The following is an 18,967-nucleotide window of genomic DNA, read 5'->3' on the forward strand; positions in this document are numbered from 1 at the left end:
TCAATAACAGAAGGACATCAACGTGGATAAAGTCTGGTTAGAACACTATCAAGCAGGCGTTCCTTATGAAATCGATAGCAGTAAGCACTCATCTATTGTTGCTTTATTTGAAGATTCATGCCGCCAGTATTCTGAACAAATAGCCTATGTCAACTTAGGTTGTGAGTTGAGTTACAGTGAACTAGAGCTTAAAAGTCGTCAGTTTGCGATATACCTGCAACAACTTGGTTTAAAAAAAGGCGCACGCATTGCGCTCATGATGCCTAATTTATTGCAGTATCCTATTGCCTTGTTCGCAGCCTTAAGAGCAGGTTTCGTTGTTGTTAATACCAATCCTCTCTATACGTCGGATGAGGTAGCCCACCAGATGAATGACTCAGGGGCAGAAGTGATTATAGTGCTGGCTAATTTTGCTAAAACGGTGGAAAAGGCCTTGGCTCATATGACTACTGTTAAACATGTCGTTATTACCCAAATTGGCGATATTTTCCCGCTCTTTAAAAGAGTCATTGTCAATGCAGTTGTCAAATATATTAAAAAAATGGTTCCTAACTATAGCATCCCCCATGCAACTCGCTTCAATGACGCATTAGAACTAGGGAAACAGGGTCATTTACAAGAAGTAAAATTGAACCATGAAGACATTGCTTTTCTACAATACACTGGAGGTACTACCGGCGTTGCCAAGGGAGCTATCCTCACTCATGGCAATATGGTAGCCAATGTACTGCAAGCTTCCGCCTGGATATCCCCTTTAAAGGTTGATAGCCAAGATATCATTATTACCGCACTTCCCCTCTATCATATTTTTTCTCTTACTGCCAATTGCCTGACTTTTCTAAAAGCCGGCGCTAAGAACATCTTGATAACCAATCCACGTGATATTCCTCATTTTATTGCCGAGATAAAAAACAGCGGTTTTACAGCAATTACCGGTGTTAATACTTTATTTAATGCTCTTTTAAATCACCCTAATTTCAAAGACATTGATTTTTCAAAGCTCAAACTTGCCCTCTCAGGGGGGATGGCCTTACAAAAAAGCGTCTCGCTTAAATGGCGTGAAACCACTAAAACTCGTGTATTGGAAGCCTATGGCTTAACCGAGACCAGTCCTGCTGTAACTATCAACCCTATGTACCTGGAAGAATATAATGGCAGTATAGGCCTGCCTCTGCCGTCGACAGACATTTCCATTAGAGACGAAATGAATCACGAAGTCGATTTTGATAAAGCGGGTGAATTGTGTGTTAAGGGGCCGCAGGTTATGCGCGGTTATTGGCAACGTCCAGACGAAACAGCTTTGGTCTTTACTCCGGATGGTTTTTTAAAAACAGGGGATATTGCCCGCATTGATGAAAAAGGATTTATTTATTTAGTTGATCGTAAAAAAGATATGATCGTCGTGTCAGGTTTTAATGTCTACCCTAATGAAGTTGAGCAGGTTATTGGCATGCACCCAGGCGTTCTTGAAGTAGGTGTGGTGGGGGTTATAGACTCTGAATCAGGTGAACGGGTAAAAGCTTGTATTGTTAAACGAGACCCTGCACTGACTGAGGAAGCCATCATTGCTCATTGCCGCGAACATCTTACGGCTTACAAAGTGCCTAAAATTATTGAATTTTACAAGGAATTACCAAAAACAAATGTTGGTAAAATTTTACGCCGAGCCCTAAAGGATAAAGAAAATAAAGAAAACGAAGAAATCAGTATTGCTTAATACCTTATCTCTCCATTGCTCATTCCCTGTTTTTTAAAAGCAGGGATGATACTTCTACTCCATCACTCGCTTTTTGCTTAACTGCATCATAATACGCGCTGTTGCACCCCAGACAAAATAAGTACTAGCCATATATTGATAGCTTTTAATATCTACTCCATAACGCTTCACAGTAACCTCTTGATAATTCGACAAATTACTAACTTCGGCAAGAGGTAGACTAAACACAGCTGACACCTCCGCTAAATTAGCTTTATAAGGATCTATTGATTCAATAGTAACCAACCATGGTTGAATAATATAACCGGTTAAAGTACGCTCAAGAGCCATACTTCTTTGCAACTGTATGCGAGAGGAATCTATATCCAACTCCTCTCTTAACTCGCGTAAAGCAGTTGCATACAAATTATCATCACCTTCTTGCCAACGACCACCGGGAAAACAAATTTCGCCTGGATGTTCAGGCATCTCCGTGCTTCGTTGAGTTAACACTAAAGAGTCAGTGGTTAAATCGTGCATCACTATTACGCCAGCCTCTTTCGGAGTTTCTAATTTATTCACTTATTAATCCATTTACAATTGCGGCAATTTTTGTGAAACATTCACGATACTCATCTTCCCAGTTGGAATCAATCACGATGCCGCCACCTGCCGCTAAATGCAAAACGTCATTACAAGCGGTTACAGTACGTATGGCAATATTGCTATCAAAGCGGCCATGTCGAGAAAAATAACCTAAACTACCACAATATACACCACGAGAGTAAGGTTCTTGTTCCGCAATAACATGCATGGACTCTAATTTGGGTGCTCCTGTAATAGACCCTCCTGGAAAGCAGGCTTCTATTGCTTGCCAGGAACTAATACCATCCTGACTTCGCGCTTCGATATGACTGACTAGATGATGCACCGATTGATAACTTTCCACCTCACATAAAGCATTTACCCGTACAGATCCTGGCCGCGCAATTTTGCCTAAATCATTACGTAACAAATCTACGATCATAATATTCTCAGCACGATTTTTACTACTTGCTAACAACCGCTCCCGCAATAGTGCATCATCCCAATAATTGGCAGCTCGTCTTTCAGTTCCTTTTATAGGGGATGTTAATAAATGCCCTTGATCGCCAGTTAGAAATCGTTCTGGTGAAAAACTAAGAAGATCCCCTGAGTTAGTACGCATAAAGGCACAATACGGTACGGGATTAGTTAATCTTACCCGTTTATACATTTCCCAAGAATCGCCCTCGTAACAGGCATTAAAAGGCTGTGTATAATTCACTTGGTAACATCGACCTTGTTGCAAATCCTGATAAATGCTTTTAAATGCTTCTTGGTACTCTGCTTTGCTAAGTAGCGGTGCAAAGAAGCCACTCCAACTAAACGACTTACACTGTTGCGTTCTGCCCTGCCATAGCATTTTTATTTCTTCGACAATTGAAGCGGTGTCGGTGCAACTATTCGCTGCAAATAAACTGACTTTCTTTAACCTATGATCAGTAATAATAGCCCAATCATACAATCCCATATCCACCAGAGGCATATCAGTCAATGTAGGTTGTGTCGTCGAATTAATACCCGCCAGACTTGCAGCAAAATCATAAGAAAAATAACCAATTGCTCCACCTTGAAAAGGTAAATCGATATTGGAGGAAATTAAAGGAACTCGCTTTTGTAATTCCTTAAATGGATTACATAAATTAGTTAGGTGACGCTCGACTCTGAATTGTTCATAAGGATAGGCACTAAGAATATCATAACGCCCTCGAACTCTGTCACTACTCTCCAAGAGTACAAAGCCGGGCAATTGACTCATTTTTTGATAATTTCCTATGAGATTATCATTATATTCTAAAGGGAAGATACTCAACAATAACACCCTGATTTCTAGGTTATAATTTGCAAAACTCTAAATGACTAGCAGCGCAATTATAACTTATTTTTTAACAGTCATAACCGGAATTAATCAGCTTTTTCACCAGCGTATTACAGAATTGTAAACATAATCTGGTTTTTGCAAAAAATTGTGAGTATTCTATGGCGGCGTTGTTAACAAGGAGACAAGCCGTGACAACAGTTGCTCGATTTGAAATACCTTTCACCCAAATTATTAATGAACAAGGTGAACCTTGCGTTACCCTGCCTTCTTTTGCTAGCGATAAAACGTTGTTACAAGAACTCTATCGCATCATGGTACGTACAAGAACCTTTGATAAAAAAGCAATTGCCTTGCAACGTACTGGTAAGATGGGGACTTATGCCCCCATTAACGGTCAAGAGGCCATTTCAACAGCGATAGGTCACGCTATGCGACCAGAAGATGTATTCGTTCCCTACTATCGTGATTATGCTGCCCAATTTCAACGCGGCGTAAAAATGTCAGAGATTCTAGCTTACTGGGGAGGTGATGAGCGGGGTAGTCAATTCGCTTGTGATTCAGAAGATTTGCCCATCTGCGTGCCTATTGCCTCACAATGCTTACATGCGGCAGGTGTTGCTTTTGCATTCAAATACCGAAAGCAAGCACGCGTTGCGGTGGTATGTCTTGGTGAAGGAGGTACCTCAGAGGGTGATTTCTACGAAGCAATGAATGTAGCAGGAACCTGGAAATTACCTGTGGTTTTTATTGTTAATAATAACCAATGGGCTATTTCAGTGCCACTTTCCAAACAAACAGCCAGTCAAACTGTTGCTCAAAAAGCCATTGCTGCTGGATTTGCAGGTACCCAAATAGATGGCAATGACATACTTGCTTGTCGTCAGGTTATCGGTGAAGCAATAGAAAAAGCACGTCTTGGCCAAGGACCCACTTTAATTGAAGCGTTAACTTATAGGCTCTGCGATCATACGACAGCTGATGATGCTACTCGTTATCAACCACAAGAAGAGGTTGAGAAGGCAAAACTAAAAGAACCAATTGCACGCTTTAGGCACTTTTTAGAACAACAGAACTTATGGGATAAAACACAAGAAGAACAGCTTCTCAAAGAATGCGGTGAACTTGTTCAGCAGGCCGTAGACGAATACTTGGAACGTACCCCTCAACCTATTAGTAGTGCCTTTGATTACCATTATGCTGAACTACCAGATTATCTGGTTGAGCAACGAGCAATAGCAATGGAGGAAGCAGCTCATGCCTGATATAACCCTAGTTGAGGCAGTTACCCAAGCATTAGCTTATGAACTGGCTCATGATGAAAATGTCATTGTATTTGGCGAGGATGTAGGTAAAAACGGCGGTGTATTCCGTGCGACTGTTGGCTTACAAGATCGTTTTGGTGAACATCGTGTTTTTGATTCCCCACTTGCTGAATCGATGATAGCAGGACTTGCTGTAGGAATGTCTGTACAAGGTTTGAAACCTGTTGCCGAATTTCAATTTATGGGTTTCATTTATCCGGCAATGAATCAGATTATTTCCCATGCCGCTCGTATGCGAAATCGAACCCGCGGCCGCCTGCATTGTCCATTAGTATTTCGTGCTCCCTTTGGTGGGGGAATTCGTGCACCTGAGCACCACTCCGAGAGCACCGAAGCATTATTTGCTCATATTCCGGGATTGCAGGTCGTTATTCCTTCCTCACCTAGACGAGCTTATGGCTTACTATTAGCAGCTATCAGGAACCCTGATCCCGTTGTTTTTCTCGAGCCCAAACGAATTTATCGCCTGGTTAAGCAACCCGTTGAAGATAATGGTCAAGCTTTACCCCTAGGTAAGTGCTTTACCTTACAAGAAGGTGATGATGTAACCTTAATCAGCTGGGGAGCCAGCATGCACGAGACTTTACAAGCGGCCAAACAGTTGAATGAAGAAGGGATCTCCTGTGAAGTAATCGATGTGGCTACTATCAAGCCACTGGATATCGAAACCATACTTGCATCCGTTGAAAAAACAGGGCGATGTGTCATCGTCCATGAAGGAGCAAAAACCTGTGGTGTTGGTGCAGAAATCTCGGCACAATTAATGGAAAACTTGCTGCCCGACTTACTGGCGCCGGTTCAGCGAGTAACTGGCTACGATGTAGTCATGCCCTATTTTCAACTAGAAAAACACTATCTACCAAGTGTTGCACGAATCAAAGACAGTGTCATGAGTATAATGGAGTGATAATGAATATTTTCAATTTGCCTGATTTGGGCGAAGGTTTGCCCGATGCTGAAATTCATGAATGGTTTGTCAAAGAAGGTGATACCGTAACTCTTGACCAACCTTTGGTATCAATGGAAACAGCCAAAGCAGTCGTCGATGTGCCCTGCCCGCAAGGTGGAACTATTGTGAAATTATTTGGCAAGCCTGGTGATGTTATTAAAACAGGTGAGCCCTTAGTCGCTTTTGCAGCCACAGATGCACCACGTGTTGATAAAGGAACTGTGGTTGGTAATCTTGAAGAAAGCACCGATATTTCAGATGATAATTTTACCATTGGAGCGGGACGCACCACGTCGCAACGAGCAAAAGCAACACCTGCGGTACGCTTGCTGGCTAAAAAATTGGGAGTCGCTCTTAATACATTAAGTGGTAGCGGTGAACATGGCGTTATTACCCGAGAGGATGTTCAAGCAGCTGCCAATAAAAAAGCTCAACTTCCTGAAGGCTTCGAAGCTTTACGGGGCGTACGTCGCGCTATGCTTAATAGCATGATGCAATCGCATCAGGAAGTTGTGCCTGTAAGCATTTTTGATGAAGCAGATATTCATAGTTGGCAGCCGGAGACTGACATTACTGTCCGACTGATTAGAGCAATAACTCACGCCTGCAAAGAAGAGCCTGCTCTTAATGCATGGTTCGATACCGCTCATAGCGCACGTAAATGTTTTAATGAAGTCCATTTAGGTTTGGCAATGGACAGTAGTGAAGGCTTATTTGTACCCGTAATCCATAACACAGCAAGCTGTTCAGACGAACAATTACGTCAAATGATTAATGATTATAAACAAGCTGTACAGGATCGTGCTGTAGCACCTGAAAAGTTAAAAGGTGCAACCATTACTCTCTCGAATTTTGGCAAATTTGCCGGCCGCTTTGCCAGCCCAATTATAGTCCCTCCTATGGTTGCAATTCTGGCTGTGGGGCGTTTATATGAGGCTGTTGTAGCAACTAAAGGTAAAGCAGAAATCCATCGCCTCCTACCTTTGTCTTTAAGTTTTGATCACCGAGCAGTTACCGGCGGAGAAGCCACCCGATTTTTAGGGGCAGTGATCCAAGCCCTCCAAAAACCTTAAAGAGCCCGCTTCAGCGGGCTTTAAATTCAGGGTGCAACTGTTTTTTAGTGTTTTTTAGTGTTTTTTAGTGTTTTTTAGTGTTTTTTAGGCAGCTGGTGCTGCAATAGCAGCAGCCGCTTTCTCTACTGCACCAACTCGTTCCAATCCAACAGAGCGATCGTAGAAAAAGGCAAAACGACCAGTCGACCATTTTGAGGCAGCCAATTGCAGACCTACAACAATCCCCAAAGTAGTTACAGCAACAAACATATTAAACAACACAGGTCTCCACCAGGAAGCATGCTTACTCATTAACTCATCCTGAGTATGCGCCAAATGCATAAATTCGGTTTGAAAAGACTCAACTGCTTGTCTGGTGAGTTCCCGCCCTTGATTGCTAATAATAAAAGTGTCTACCTTAGTTCTCAAAGACTGGGCTAACTCCAGAATAGTTTTTCTCTGCTCATCGGTTAAACCGCTTACCTTTAAGCCATACTGCTCTATTCCTTCAATTTCGGTATAAAGTTGCTCAATAGCTTTCACAAATTGTTCTTTATTATTGCCAGCAGCGTCAAAAGTAGCAAGAGCAGCTAAAGCGCGTTGATGTTCAATAATCAAAGCCTCCGATTTATTGTCATCATAATTTTTAGGAATTCTTTTGTCCTGCTCACTGAGTCCATGTAACAACTGACTCAGAATAGTTTGAAGATTGTAGCCAGCGAATTTTCCTCTTTGAGAGTTAATATAAGTAAAAAGGGGCTCACTGTTACCCGACTTGGTATAAGCGTCTAGAGCGGATGTCACTTGCTCGACAAATTGTTTGCGTGCAACACCATCAGTCCAAAGAACATAATCCTTAAGCGCATATTTTCCATTTCTTTGAACAAGATAACGATCTAAGGCCGCAGTAAAATCGACAGCAAAACTTTTTCTTGCCTCTATGCGAGCATTCAAGGCAGCATTAATAGATTGTTTTTGAGCCAGTAAATCTCGCAAGGCCTCAGACGCTTTGCAGACAGCTTTGAGTTTATGCAGAACAGCTTCACTGGCAGGCTTTAAATCCTCTAGGGTACTCACTAACCCTACAAGCGTCGTTTGTGGGAACTTCATTAAATAATTTTCTGTATCGGCAAAAATACTCCGATTAGCATGATAACACTCTGTTGTTTCACTAAATGCCACATTTACAGTTGTAGAGTGTGTTTGCAGATCTGATTCATAAGTCTTTAGAATTTCCTCTACCTGGTTTAAATAACTTACTAATGATAGCTCATTACTCAACGCCAACTGTTGTACATTATTATTAACCAAACTAAATTGTATCTTTAGATTTTCAGCATTTACTGTTTGTAAATCGCCTTGAATTGCGCCCTGGCATTTGGTGATTAAAGCTCTTGCATCAGCATAATTGCTGTATTGTATTAATAGCGTATCTAACCGACTTAATTGAACAGCCAGTGGGACTTCCTGCCCTGTAAATTGAGCCGCCAATTTTTTGCCTAAAACTACCATAGCTTCTTTATTAGCTTGAATTTTTGCCTGCAGATCATTAACTTTCCTGCCAAAAATACCGTCCTTAAATTTTAAAATTCTTTGTTCTGAACTCTGCAGTAAAGAGATAATCGTCTCAATATTAGCTAAATAAGCTGTATTATCATTTAAGCTATTTACGCTCCTCGCTAGCTTCTCTAATAGCAGGTTCAACTTGCCCTGTTGACTAACTGCTCTTGCAATTCTTCCGTTTATAATTTCTTGATTTTGATAAAGTAAATCGGCAGAGCCGAATTCAGTGTCTGACGCTTCAACCTCAGCAACCAATTTATTGAGTGCTTGGCAGCCTCTTAATAAATCGACAACTTGCTGCAATATACTGACATCTTCAGTCAATGAAACCGCCGTTTCTTCCTCTTCAGCCAGACTAAGTTCTTCTTGTTCAATTGCAAGAAGCAAGTCACTACGTTTCTGTTCTCTATGCTTCCTTACCAATTCTTCAATATCATTGTTCAGAACTGGTAGAAGAATCATAAGATCCCTAATGAATAGAAGGCTATCTTGAGCATGCAGAAAATCTTTTTGTGCTTTTTCCAAGATTAAACGCCCCTGTATTTTACTCTGGTAACTCCATCTTTTTGACTCAATGAGTTTCAAGAGCTGCTCTCTTGCTTGCAACAACAGCTCTTTCGGAGGAGCAGACTTACTATAGGCAAGCCATAATTTCGTTGTGTTTGAATCATCAAGCAGACTCAATAAAGCCTCAAAACCGCTGTTTTTACCCGTGACAATGCCTTGCAGCGCTGACAAAGAAGTTAACGTTTTAAAAGGAAATCTTTCCTTTGAGGAATCATTGATACAGTTATAAGCAGCGTTTAAAGCAGCGAGCATTTGGGGATAATCTCGGCTCTCCTCAACACTCTCCAATCCCCTTTGATCTTCAAAGATTTTATTTAAGTAACGCTGAGCTGCATCGACTCCCGCCAAAGAATTTAATTTTTTTACATCAAAATAAGCAGCGAAACCTGGTTCTACCGCCAAAATTTGCTTTGAGTGGGCTGCTATTTCCGCCAGAATACTTTGTATAATCGAATTTCGTTTTTTTACCAACGTTGATAGCGGTTCGACCTCTTCCAAGACTTCATCGTCTACTCCATAAGGGCTTTCTTCATCTTGTTGCAATTGCAATCTTTTTTTACTTAAGTCCTGAGCACGTTTTTCCTGCGTAACAAACAATTCTCGAAGCTGCTCCTGCTTGTCACTCAGTAGTATTTCAATATCTTCAGGATTTGATGAGCGCATTGCCTCAGCAAAGGCTTTAGCCGCTTGTATTTTGCGTAACTGCCCCTCTAGAGCTTCTTGCCTGCTTTCAAATAATTTGGCACTCTCATGCAGTTGCTGCCCACAAAGAGACATTTTTTTCTTACTTGCTGTATAACAGCCCTCTACTGCTTCAATGAGCCTATTATCATCCTGGCAAAGCCTTTCTGGACATGGGACAGATTTATTGAGAGCTTCTTGCAAGATTTCTAGCTGGCTCTCATACTTCTTCAATTTTTCTTGACACTGCGTCAAATCTTCTAATTCTTGAGAGAGTGATTGAATTTGTAGTTCAAAGTTGTCACCGTCATCTGGCATCTCTATTTGATCAAGACGTAAAGCGCCGCTCGCCTCTATACGAAAATGTTCTAAGCGCTCTAACCAACGCTCATTTTCCTTCTGATGTTGCTTAAGTACTGCTTCATGCCACTCTTGCAAGATCAGCTTATCCTGTCGGGCAAAGTCTAATTGTTGATCAGTTATTTGTTTCCGCAAGCGAGAAAGATCATTCAGAGTTGAGTACAATTTGGTTTGTAAAATTTGTTGAACAGGGATAGTCGTAAAACTACCCTGATCTTCAGCAACAAGAATTGCTGGTAAAGCAGAAACGGCATAAGACACATCAAGCCCCAACGCTGCATCTGCCTCAAGTACACCCACCATGTTATGCATGACAAGCAAATCGGCAAACGTTTGTTGTTGATAATTTCTGCTATTAACTCCTTCAATCAATTGCTCGATATCACTCAACAGCTCATTCACAGCCACCATTTTTTGTTTGAGTAAATTAAGTTTATCCTCATAACCCATTTCAGCAGGGAGACTTTTATTCAACTCTTGATATCTTTCATTATATGGCTTGCTCTTATTTTGCAGCCAATGCGTTTCTTCCGTTATAAAAGCTTGAATTAATTTGGCTTTGGCGCGTTCGCTTTTGACGTGAGAAGTCTCTCTATAAACAGCAAAATAATCGTTTAAAAGCGCATATAAAAAAACTCGACTTTGGGGAAGCGCTTCTCGATAATGCTCATCACCATTAAACGATATTGTTTCTTCGCCTATAGATAAGTCATAGCAATAAGCACTAGAACTTTCCTCATTAGAAATGCTTGCCAACTGGAAAGGAGCCAAACCTGCAGCAGAAAGTAATTTTGCAATAATTCCACTTCTCAAATTAAGATTCAAAGCAGTGGGATTTAGAAAAGGAATACAAGCATCAAGTGATTCCGGAAGGGTATCAACGAGTAATAAAAATTCAACAAGGAGTTGATAAAGACCAGGGTCGGTTATTTTCAATTGGAAGGGCGGATTAAAATCCTTAAACTGATGATTCCAACCGATTAATTCTTTTTTTATATCAAAATTTAATTGAGTGATTAATTTTTTCTTATCAATATGTTTTTCTTGATTAAACTGAATAAAATTAAATTTCTCAATAACCCCATCAAGCTTGGCTAAAATTAAATCCAAATTGTTATTCGGTATTTTGTTGGCAGCCGCAAAACGAATTTCTTTTTGTTTTCTGATCTCTACCTTCAAAGTAGCTCTAAGATTATCTATATTTTCTGGAGTAAATAACTTAATTCTCTTTGTCTCTAACCAGGTTGTTAGCATACCCTCTAAATCTTTTTCGATTGCCTCATAGACGGCATATTCAGGCGTATAAAAAACGGGAAGAAAAGATCGTAAGCCTAATCCAGATGAGATCATGCCAGGCAGTGCTGTGCTAAATAGACTTGGGCTATTACCAGCATCAAAAATAGGCAACGCCGTTTTTATCAAAAAATCAAAACCTTGTCCTATAGCAGCCAATTGTTGATCGGAATAAATTTTTTCAACTGGGTCGTCTGCGGTAGCAGGTCTGGATTCTCGAATTTGACTCAATTTAGCTTGGAGTTTGGAAAGAAATGTCCCAAAAGGGCTATTTGCGAACGCTGGATAAGTCTTTTTTGAATCTTTTCCCATTTGTTACACCACTAACGTAAGTATCTGAATTTTATAGAGTAGAACTTAAGTAAATATTAAATATTATTTATTTTTAGCCTCATAATTGGCAGCCAGTGTATTGAGTACTGCGGCCAAACGACATCCAGCTATAGCAAGACGCTCTTCAGTCGTTGCTTTAACCATCCTTTGATAGCGTTTGTCAGGTTTTTGCCCTGCCTTTATTTGATAAGCTTTATGGATTGCCAATTGATGAGACTCTGTTGCCCAAACTTTTGGTTGAAGATTTACACTGGCTATACTGCAAGGCCAACGCTGCTCTATCCTGTATGCCAATCTGTTAACCTGGGCTTGCGAGTAATGCCTTTTTTTACTTAACATACCGCCTCCTTTATCCCAGTAGGAATGCAAATTAGAAGCAATTGGATTAGCGCCCAGGAGATAGAGATTACCGCCTTTATCACCCTTCGGGTAACGAACACTAAATTGGTTGACGGCGTGCATCGGTTGGTGGAGATCACCGACTACATGAAGTAAAACACGCAAACTAAAGCCCTTGACAAGCTCACTCTTCTGCGGAGAATTGATAACCCTCATCGCTTCTTCAACAGCAGAAACAGCATTAACCCTGGCAGGCTGTATCAAGCGAGTACCATCCTTGGTAAAAGGGATATTGATGTAGTGCTTTGGTGCAAGCCAAAGTTGATTTTGATCATGTAAACGGTCTAGCCAGACAGCAGCATTAACCAGGCTTTGAGGCCGGTATTGTTTGTCTAAAGTATGATTGTAATGATTAAAAATTTGCTTGGCTTGCTTGGTTAAATGATTATAGGCGATTTGAGCCACCAAACGATGACCCAATGCATTCCAGCTGTAACTTTTGGTTATCACTAACAAAATACCGAGACAACAATAACCGAGTCTTTTACCCATCAATTTTTATCCCAGATAAGGTGACCAGGCTGGTTCCTGCACATCGCCTTCACGAGCCGGTAAGCGCAATTTAATACGGCCATCAAGTGACACCATGCCCAAGACACCCTTGTCATTGTAACGTGTTGCATAGAGAACCAAGCGTCCATTTGGTGCTATAGAAGGAGACTCATCTAACGAGGAGAAAGTTAGCTGGGTTATTCGACTACTGCTGGTATCCTGCACACCAATATTAAAATTCCTATCTTCACGGTGCAGCATTACTATATGCTTTTGATCAGGGGTATAAGACGCACGAGCATTGTAATTGCCATCATAGGTAATCCGGCTAACACTGCCATCAGCCAGTGATAAGCGATATACTTGTGGCGCGCCACCGCGTCCGGAAGTGAATAACAGCGAGCGACCATCGGGTGAATAACGTGGCTCCGTATCAATGGCATCACCAAACGTCAGTTGCTTCATATAACCGCTGCTTAAATCCACACTATAAATTTTAGGCGAACCTCCTTTGGATAACACGACGGCAAGCTGACGCCCATCTACCGACCAGGCAGGTGCACCATTGATCCCGGTAAAATCAGTCACTAAACGCCGTCTACCAGTTGCTACATCAACAGTGAATATCTGCGCCTTCTTTTTTTCAAAGGATACATAGGCAATTTGTCTACCATCAGGCGACCATGCAGGAGACATAACAGGTTCAGAAGACACCAATAAACTTTGGGGATTATGACCATCTACATCAGCGACCTCAAGGAAGTACTTGGCGTTCTCTCCATTACGTTGCACCAGGATATAAGCAATCCGGGTAGAAAAAATCCCACGTTCACCAGTTAATTTTTGATAAACTTCATCACTAATGTGATGAGCCAGTGCTCGTAATTCATTTCCACTGATTTGGTAGTTTTTTGATAAAAGTGTTCTGCCTTGTGCTACTGCATCAACCAACTCAAAACTGATGTCGTAACGATTATAGCCAATCTTGCTAACACGGCCTGACAACACACTATCTGCACCAGCTTGACGCCAAAGACCAATTGCTACTTGCCCATTCTGCATACCTGGAGGAGGAGCGATAATGTTAAATTGGCCGGAAAAACTTAAATCATGGCGAACAACCTCTGTTAATTGCCGGCCGGCATCATCATAACCAAAAGAACTAATGGCAATCGGTAATGCTGAATTAATACCCTGTGTCAATTCGAGATCGAGGGAAAAAACTGCCCCTGAAATCAATAAAAAAAATGATGCTACTAAACGTTTAACTAACACTTTTATCCCCTCACATTTTCTGGACGTACCGTTAAACTGATATCACGAAACATATTAAAGGTATCTGGATCAGTTGGAACGGGTAACGGTGATGCTTTACGAATAGCCGTCTCGGCGGAGCGATCGAGCACCGGATCACCACTACCGCGTGTCAAACTAACATCCAACACAGCACCATCAGGTGCCAGGCGAATTCTAAATTGACTCGATAAGCCACTATTTACGTTCTCAGGCAGGATCCATTGTCGGCTTATTGCATTAACAATCATTGCCTTGTATTTATCAACTTCTCCAGCAATGTGCGCTTTTTTAGCCGCATCTTGCGCAGCTTGCTGCATTGCTGCCTGCCGTTGTTTTTCTGCTAATTCCGCTTTAGCTTTTTCTGCACGTGCAAGTTCTTCTTTTGCTTTTTCAGCTTTTATTTTATCGCTTTTTATTTTTTCTTCTGCTTGCTTCTTTTTCAATTGCGCAAGTTTTTCAGCTTCTTGCTGTTGCTTTTTCTGCAGCAATTCTTGTTTATGTTTTAATTCCTCCAGTCGTTTGGCTTCTTGCTCTTTTTGCAAAGCTAATTGCTTCAAATGACGTTTTTCTTCTTCAATTTGTTTTTTTCTCGCAATCGCTACTTTCTCTGCCTCTTCTTTCAGTTTTGCTAATCGCTGTTGTTCCTGTAAACGTGCTTTACGAGCCATTTCAGCTTGTTTGGCCAAAGCCTGTTGCCTTGACTGTTCTGCTCTTAATTGATTAGCTCGTTCTTGTTTTAGACGATTCACTGTTTCCATCACTTCTTGGCTGTCTACACTCACTGCCTTCACGGCTTGTTCTTTGGGTTGATCAGCCAACTCTACCGGTAAAACTTTGCTTGGTTCATTTTTTGCGGCAAGTGTCATAACAGGTCGCTGATGAGTCGACTCCATCGTCAACAATAAAGCTAAAAAAAAGTGCAACGCAATCGCGATGAAAAACGCTTTACGATAAGTCTGATCATTTATCATCCACGACTCCCCTGCTCTACATCAGTAGAATCAGTCAACAGACCTACTTGAGCAGCCCCTGCTTGCTTTAATAAACTCATAGCACCAACTACCTTGCCATAAGCAACACCCTGATCACCTTTAACCAAAACATTCAACGCTTGATTGGATTGGCGAGCCAATTCTAATTCTGCAGCCACTCTGACCATTAATGCCTGAGGTTCAATTGGGCTTTCAGGTGTAGAATGGATATTGAGAAAATAATCTCCTTGTTGATTGACTGAAACAATAATTGGTTCACGCTCGGAAGGTTTCAGTGCCTCACTCGCTGCTTTAGGTAAATCCACAGTCACACCTTGAGTTAGCATAGGGGCTGTAATCATAAAAATGACTAATAGAACTAACATCACGTCGATGTAAGGCACTACATTAATGTCTGCAATTGGGCGAGAAGTAGTCGTTTTTTTCCTCAACATAAGATTATCCCCTTACTGGCACTGAGGTTTGCTGCTCTATCAGTGAGACTAATTCATCCTGGAATAAGTCATAACGATCCAGCAAGCTATTAGCACGGGTGCTGTAACGGTTATAAGCAATAACGGCGGGAATAGCTGTAAATAATCCCAGGGCAGTTGCCACTAATGCTTCCGATATTCCCGGTGCCACCATAGCGATAGTTGCTTGAGAGGCTTGGCCAAGAGCCTGAAATGAGGTCATAATTCCCCATACAGTACCAAATAAACCAACGTAAGGCGCAATAGAACCTACTGAGGCAAAAAAAGGCAAATGCTGTTCTAATTGTGCCGCTTCCTTAGCATGTTTTATTTGCATCACTCGCTGAATCGGCTCAAGAACGACATTTCCTGTCTTGCGCGAACGCACATATTCTTTAAATCCGGCGTGAAAAATTGCAGCTAATCCTTCTCTATCATCATGATTGCTATCGAGGTCTGCGTATAACTTGCTTAAATCACTACTATCCCAAAAACGCCTGATAAAGCCTTCACACTGTTGTTTTTTACGATTGAAATACCAGGCTCGTTGCAAAATGAGAGTCCAGGATATCACAGAAGCAGCAAGCAAAAGCATCATAACAGTCTTCACGACCAGACCTGCTTGCATAAAATAACCCAATACATTGGCATGGTTAACCACGTTTTATTCCTCCATTAGTCATCTTTGCTTCTTAAAGCTTTTTTTAAAATTGTTAATTCTTTAACGCTCAGAATAGATCGTCTGGTAAGCGTCTTGGTTTCAAATGGGTATTGACACAGACTACTTTAACCATTGCTTCGCAGAGCAATTTTTTATGCTGATTGTACATGAGCTGCTTAAATAATGCACTGCATGCTGTTTTACTATCAATTCTTGAAATGATTGTGAGTAAGTCATCCAAACGCGCAGGATTGAAATAATGCAACTGAACTTCATTGATCGCAAAATGGCAATCATACTTTGCCAGAGTGGTTAAAGACAAGCCAGATTTACGTATCATTTCAGTCCGCGCACGCTCAAAAAAGCAAAGATAATTTGCGTGGTAAACAATACCCATGAGATCAGTGTCTTCAGCATACACTCGGATATCAAATCGATGCTCTGGATGATTACTCTTATTCATGCACCGCTATACCAAAATGTTGATAAGCCAATTGAGAAGCAACCCTGCCTCTTGGCGTACGCATTAAAAAACCTTGTTGAATTAAATAAGGTTCAAGGACATCTTCGATAGTTCCCTTTTCTTCACCAATTGCAGCAGCAATACTATCAAGACCAACTGGACCACCAGCAAAGCGTTCGATCACAGCAAGCATTAATTTTCTATCCATCATGTCAAATCCATGTTGGTCAACATCCAACATTTCCAGGGCAAGTCTTGCCATTTCCAGGGTAATTGCACCACTCCCCTTCACTTCAGCATAATCTCGTACACGGCGTAAAAGTCGATTAGCAATTCTTGGTGTACCTCGCGAGCGCATCGCAATTTCTTTAGCGCCGGCTGCTTCCGTATTAACACCAAGCAATTTTGCCGAACGAGAGACAATATGGGTTAAAGATTCTACGGAGTAAAATTCTAAGCGCTGAACGATGCCAAAACGGTCGCGTAGCGGTGAGGTAAGAAGTCCTGCACGAGTTGTTGCTCCGATTAAAGTAAAAGGTGGTAATTCCAATTTAATGGAACGGGCAGCAGGTCCCTCGCCAATCATAATATCTAATTTGTAGTCTTCCATCGCTGGATAGAGAATTTCTTCAATTACCGGGCTTAAACGATGAATTTCATCAATAAACAACACATCGTTTTCTTGTAGATTAGTCAATATGGCAGCAATATCCCCGGCTCGTTCAAGAACAGGTCCTGACGTTTGCCGCAAATTAACGCCCATTTCATGCGCAATAATATTAGCGAGTGTTGTTTTACCAAGTCCTGGAGGACCAAAAATAAGCACATGATCAAGTGCATCCATACGATTTCTGGCTGCATCAATAAAAATACGCATTTGTGAACGGACAGCATCCTGGCCGATATATTCATTAAGACTCAAGGGTCGAATAGCTCGATCTAACGCTTCTTCCGATGTAGCTGAGCCAGCACTAATCAAACGGTCACTTTCCAACATAGGAGTCTAGGGTTTACCATGATTCCTGCATTCTAACACAGCTTTTGCTGCAAGCTCATCTCCTTTGCGGTTAATGCACTTTAAAATTTTATCTTTGCAAGGGCTGATATGTTCAAGGAGCTTGTTAGAGCAATAGTTGTTATTGATGAGCATTGCAGCTCAATGCTCATGGAAGTACATGAGCAGAACGTTCTTAAAAGAAGTTTATTTTTAGCAGAATTAATTAACAAGCTCTGAAAGTATATTTCGTACTCGATGAATACGAGAGCGTACTGTTCCCAACGGACAGCCAAGATGTTTGGCAATATCTTCATAACTTAATCCCTTTACCACATATAAATTAAAGCAGTGCTGTAATTCATTTGACATGGCAGTAAAGAGCTTTTCTACCCGCTCAGCAAGCTGAAAACCGATTAAATAGGCTTCAGGTGAGTTATTTTCTTCACCTCGCAGAGCGAGTAAATTATTTGATTCAATATGGATTGCTCTAAAATGATTTTTAATAGTATTTTGGGTGATACGGTACAACCAGGTAGTAAAATTGGCCTGTTGCTTAAAACCTGAAAGATTACAAAAAATTTTTATACTGACTTCTTGCGTTAAGTCATTAGCGATTGAATTGTCGGATATTTGTGATTTTATTTGGCCAAAAATTTTAGCCTGGTAACGGGCAATTAAATGGTTCATTGCCTTGGCTTCTCCCTTTAGCGCTGATTCAATTAATTGCCTCTCAGTCACTGACGCTGCATCCCGCATAAGATGTCCATTTTTCAACCACCTACCTAAGGTGTCGACAAAAAAATGAACAGCTTTAACTTATTTTATTTTCCCTATAATATTCAATAACCTAAAATCATTTTTGCTAATCTGATCAGAAAAAATAACAACAAGCTTGCGTTGCTTTTCATGAGAGAACTCTACAAGAAAAAAAAGACCTGCGCTCATAACAACTCGCATTTTTGCGTATGTCCTCTGTTGTCCATGCACATCATGTAATTGCCAATTATTATTTGTATACACCAATAAAGAGCAAGAACCAGGTATGGAAGTAGCTTTAATGCGAAAAAAAAAGAATAACAATAGAAAAAATCCTGGTAATTTAAGGAAGCATGGCCAGGCAGAATAATAAAGAACGACCATTACTGAGAAATAAATGAGAGACGCTAATCTAACGTAAATGGCCGATCTGTCCAGTTTTATCATGCAATTTGATAAATTCAACAATCTCTAGCAACTCCTTGTCTACAGGTTTTGCATGCCCCATTAACCAACTGAATAACTCAGGATCAGTGCATCCAAGCAACTCATCAAAGGTATCTACCTGCTTCTCTGTCATAGTATCCAAGTAACTCTCAGCAAAGCGTATAAGAATTAAATCCAGCTCGAGCATTCCTCGTCTACAATGCCACATGAGCTTCGCTTTTCTTAATGGATTAATCATTGGGCTACCTGATTGTCAAACTGGGCGATGTTACACTAAAATCCCTCTTAATCGC

Annotated in this window: 17 protein-coding genes; 4 read left to right on the forward strand and 13 right to left on the reverse strand. The window is 41.0% G+C overall.

The genetic code is table 11. The annotated features are described in order from the left end of the window. The first annotated feature begins 22 nt into the window (after nucleotides 1-22). A complete protein-coding gene (locus tag ACN4Z1_RS10665) occupies nucleotides 23-1,717 on the forward strand; it encodes an AMP-binding protein (RefSeq protein ID WP_228364744.1) in 1,695 nt (564 codons plus the stop codon). 54 nt (nucleotides 1,718-1,771) lie between these two features. Here ACN4Z1_RS10665 and ACN4Z1_RS10670 read toward each other — a convergent pair whose 3' ends face one another. Together ACN4Z1_RS10670 and pabB are read right to left on the reverse strand one after the other, a co-directional pair. Beyond that, nucleotides 1,772-2,278, reverse strand: coding sequence for an NUDIX hydrolase (locus tag ACN4Z1_RS10670; protein WP_228364745.1), 507 nt, complete (start codon nucleotides 2,276-2,278; stop codon nucleotides 1,772-1,774). After that, nucleotides 2,271-3,590 (reverse strand): aminodeoxychorismate synthase component I, encoded by a 1,320-nt coding sequence (gene pabB, locus ACN4Z1_RS10675; protein ID WP_255673206.1) that lies wholly within the window; start codon nucleotides 3,588-3,590, stop codon nucleotides 2,271-2,273. Before pabB ends, ACN4Z1_RS10670 begins: the two co-directional genes overlap by 8 nt. Before the next feature lie 197 nt (nucleotides 3,591-3,787). Here pabB and pdhA point away from each other — a divergent pair, with 197 nt between their 5' ends. Genes pdhA through ACN4Z1_RS10690 form a run of 3 tightly spaced genes read left to right on the forward strand, consistent with a single transcriptional unit; the run spans nucleotide 3,788 to nucleotide 6,943 of the window. Beyond that, nucleotides 3,788-4,861 (forward strand): pyruvate dehydrogenase (acetyl-transferring) E1 component subunit alpha, encoded by a 1,074-nt coding sequence (gene pdhA / locus ACN4Z1_RS10680; protein WP_228364747.1) that lies wholly within the window; start codon nucleotides 3,788-3,790, stop codon nucleotides 4,859-4,861. Then, nucleotides 4,854-5,828: an alpha-ketoacid dehydrogenase subunit beta gene (locus tag ACN4Z1_RS10685; RefSeq protein WP_115221202.1), complete on the forward strand. Its 975-nt coding sequence runs from the start codon at nucleotides 4,854-4,856 to the stop codon at nucleotides 5,826-5,828. The genes pdhA and ACN4Z1_RS10685 overlap by 8 nt, the downstream gene beginning before the upstream one ends. Before the next feature lie 2 nt (nucleotides 5,829-5,830). After that, a complete protein-coding gene (locus ACN4Z1_RS10690) occupies nucleotides 5,831-6,943 on the forward strand; it encodes a dihydrolipoamide acetyltransferase family protein (protein ID WP_115221201.1) in 1,113 nt (370 codons plus the stop codon). An 84-nt stretch (nucleotides 6,944-7,027) separates the two neighbouring features. On the opposite strand, the gene ACN4Z1_RS10695 is transcribed toward ACN4Z1_RS10690, so the two are convergent. From ACN4Z1_RS10695 to ACN4Z1_RS10745, 11 genes are all read right to left on the reverse strand, one after another. After that, on the reverse strand, nucleotides 7,028-11,698 hold the full coding sequence (locus ACN4Z1_RS10695) for a hypothetical protein (RefSeq protein WP_228364748.1): 4,671 nt from the start codon (nucleotides 11,696-11,698) through the stop codon (nucleotides 7,028-7,030). A 63-nt stretch (nucleotides 11,699-11,761) separates the two neighbouring features. After that, nucleotides 11,762-12,610: a S1/P1 nuclease gene (locus ACN4Z1_RS10700; RefSeq protein ID WP_228364749.1), complete on the reverse strand. Its 849-nt coding sequence runs from the start codon at nucleotides 12,608-12,610 to the stop codon at nucleotides 11,762-11,764. Between the two features lie 6 nt (nucleotides 12,611-12,616). Further along, nucleotides 12,617-13,885 (reverse strand): Tol-Pal system beta propeller repeat protein TolB, encoded by a 1,269-nt coding sequence (tolB, locus tag ACN4Z1_RS10705; RefSeq protein ID WP_228364750.1) that lies wholly within the window; start codon nucleotides 13,883-13,885, stop codon nucleotides 12,617-12,619. A 2-nt stretch (nucleotides 13,886-13,887) separates the two neighbouring features. Beyond that, on the reverse strand, nucleotides 13,888-14,877 hold the full coding sequence (tolA, locus tag ACN4Z1_RS10710; RefSeq protein WP_228364751.1) for a cell envelope integrity protein TolA: 990 nt from the start codon (nucleotides 14,875-14,877) through the stop codon (nucleotides 13,888-13,890). Continuing rightward, nucleotides 14,874-15,332: a protein TolR gene (gene tolR / locus ACN4Z1_RS10715; RefSeq protein ID WP_115221197.1), complete on the reverse strand. Its 459-nt coding sequence runs from the start codon at nucleotides 15,330-15,332 to the stop codon at nucleotides 14,874-14,876. Before tolR ends, tolA begins: the two co-directional genes overlap by 4 nt. Before the next feature lie 4 nt (nucleotides 15,333-15,336). Then, nucleotides 15,337-16,011, reverse strand: coding sequence for a protein TolQ (gene tolQ, locus ACN4Z1_RS10720; RefSeq protein ID WP_228364752.1), 675 nt, complete (start codon nucleotides 16,009-16,011; stop codon nucleotides 15,337-15,339). 67 nt (nucleotides 16,012-16,078) lie between these two features. Then, nucleotides 16,079-16,474: a YbgC/FadM family acyl-CoA thioesterase gene (locus ACN4Z1_RS10725; RefSeq protein ID WP_228364753.1), complete on the reverse strand. Its 396-nt coding sequence runs from the start codon at nucleotides 16,472-16,474 to the stop codon at nucleotides 16,079-16,081. Then, on the reverse strand, nucleotides 16,467-17,471 hold the full coding sequence (gene ruvB, locus ACN4Z1_RS10730) for a Holliday junction branch migration DNA helicase RuvB (protein ID WP_115175211.1): 1,005 nt from the start codon (nucleotides 17,469-17,471) through the stop codon (nucleotides 16,467-16,469). The genes ACN4Z1_RS10725 and ruvB overlap by 8 nt, the downstream gene beginning before the upstream one ends. A gap of 219 nt (nucleotides 17,472-17,690) precedes the next feature. Further along, entirely contained in the window at nucleotides 17,691-18,227 is a 537-nt protein-coding gene (locus tag ACN4Z1_RS10735; RefSeq protein ID WP_228364754.1) for an RNA polymerase sigma factor, read from the reverse strand. 60 nt (nucleotides 18,228-18,287) lie between these two features. Next, on the reverse strand, nucleotides 18,288-18,674 hold the full coding sequence (locus tag ACN4Z1_RS10740; protein WP_370634606.1) for a protein YgfX: 387 nt from the start codon (nucleotides 18,672-18,674) through the stop codon (nucleotides 18,288-18,290). Further along, nucleotides 18,640-18,912: a succinate dehydrogenase assembly factor 2 gene (locus tag ACN4Z1_RS10745; protein WP_255673208.1), complete on the reverse strand. Its 273-nt coding sequence runs from the start codon at nucleotides 18,910-18,912 to the stop codon at nucleotides 18,640-18,642. The genes ACN4Z1_RS10740 and ACN4Z1_RS10745 overlap by 35 nt, the downstream gene beginning before the upstream one ends. Nucleotides 18,913-18,967: the final 55 nt, after the last annotated feature.

Source organism: Legionella sp. ST3F1, assembly GCF_048553315.1.
GTDB classification, from domain to species: domain Bacteria; phylum Pseudomonadota; class Gammaproteobacteria; order Legionellales; family Legionellaceae; genus Tatlockia; species Tatlockia donaldsonii.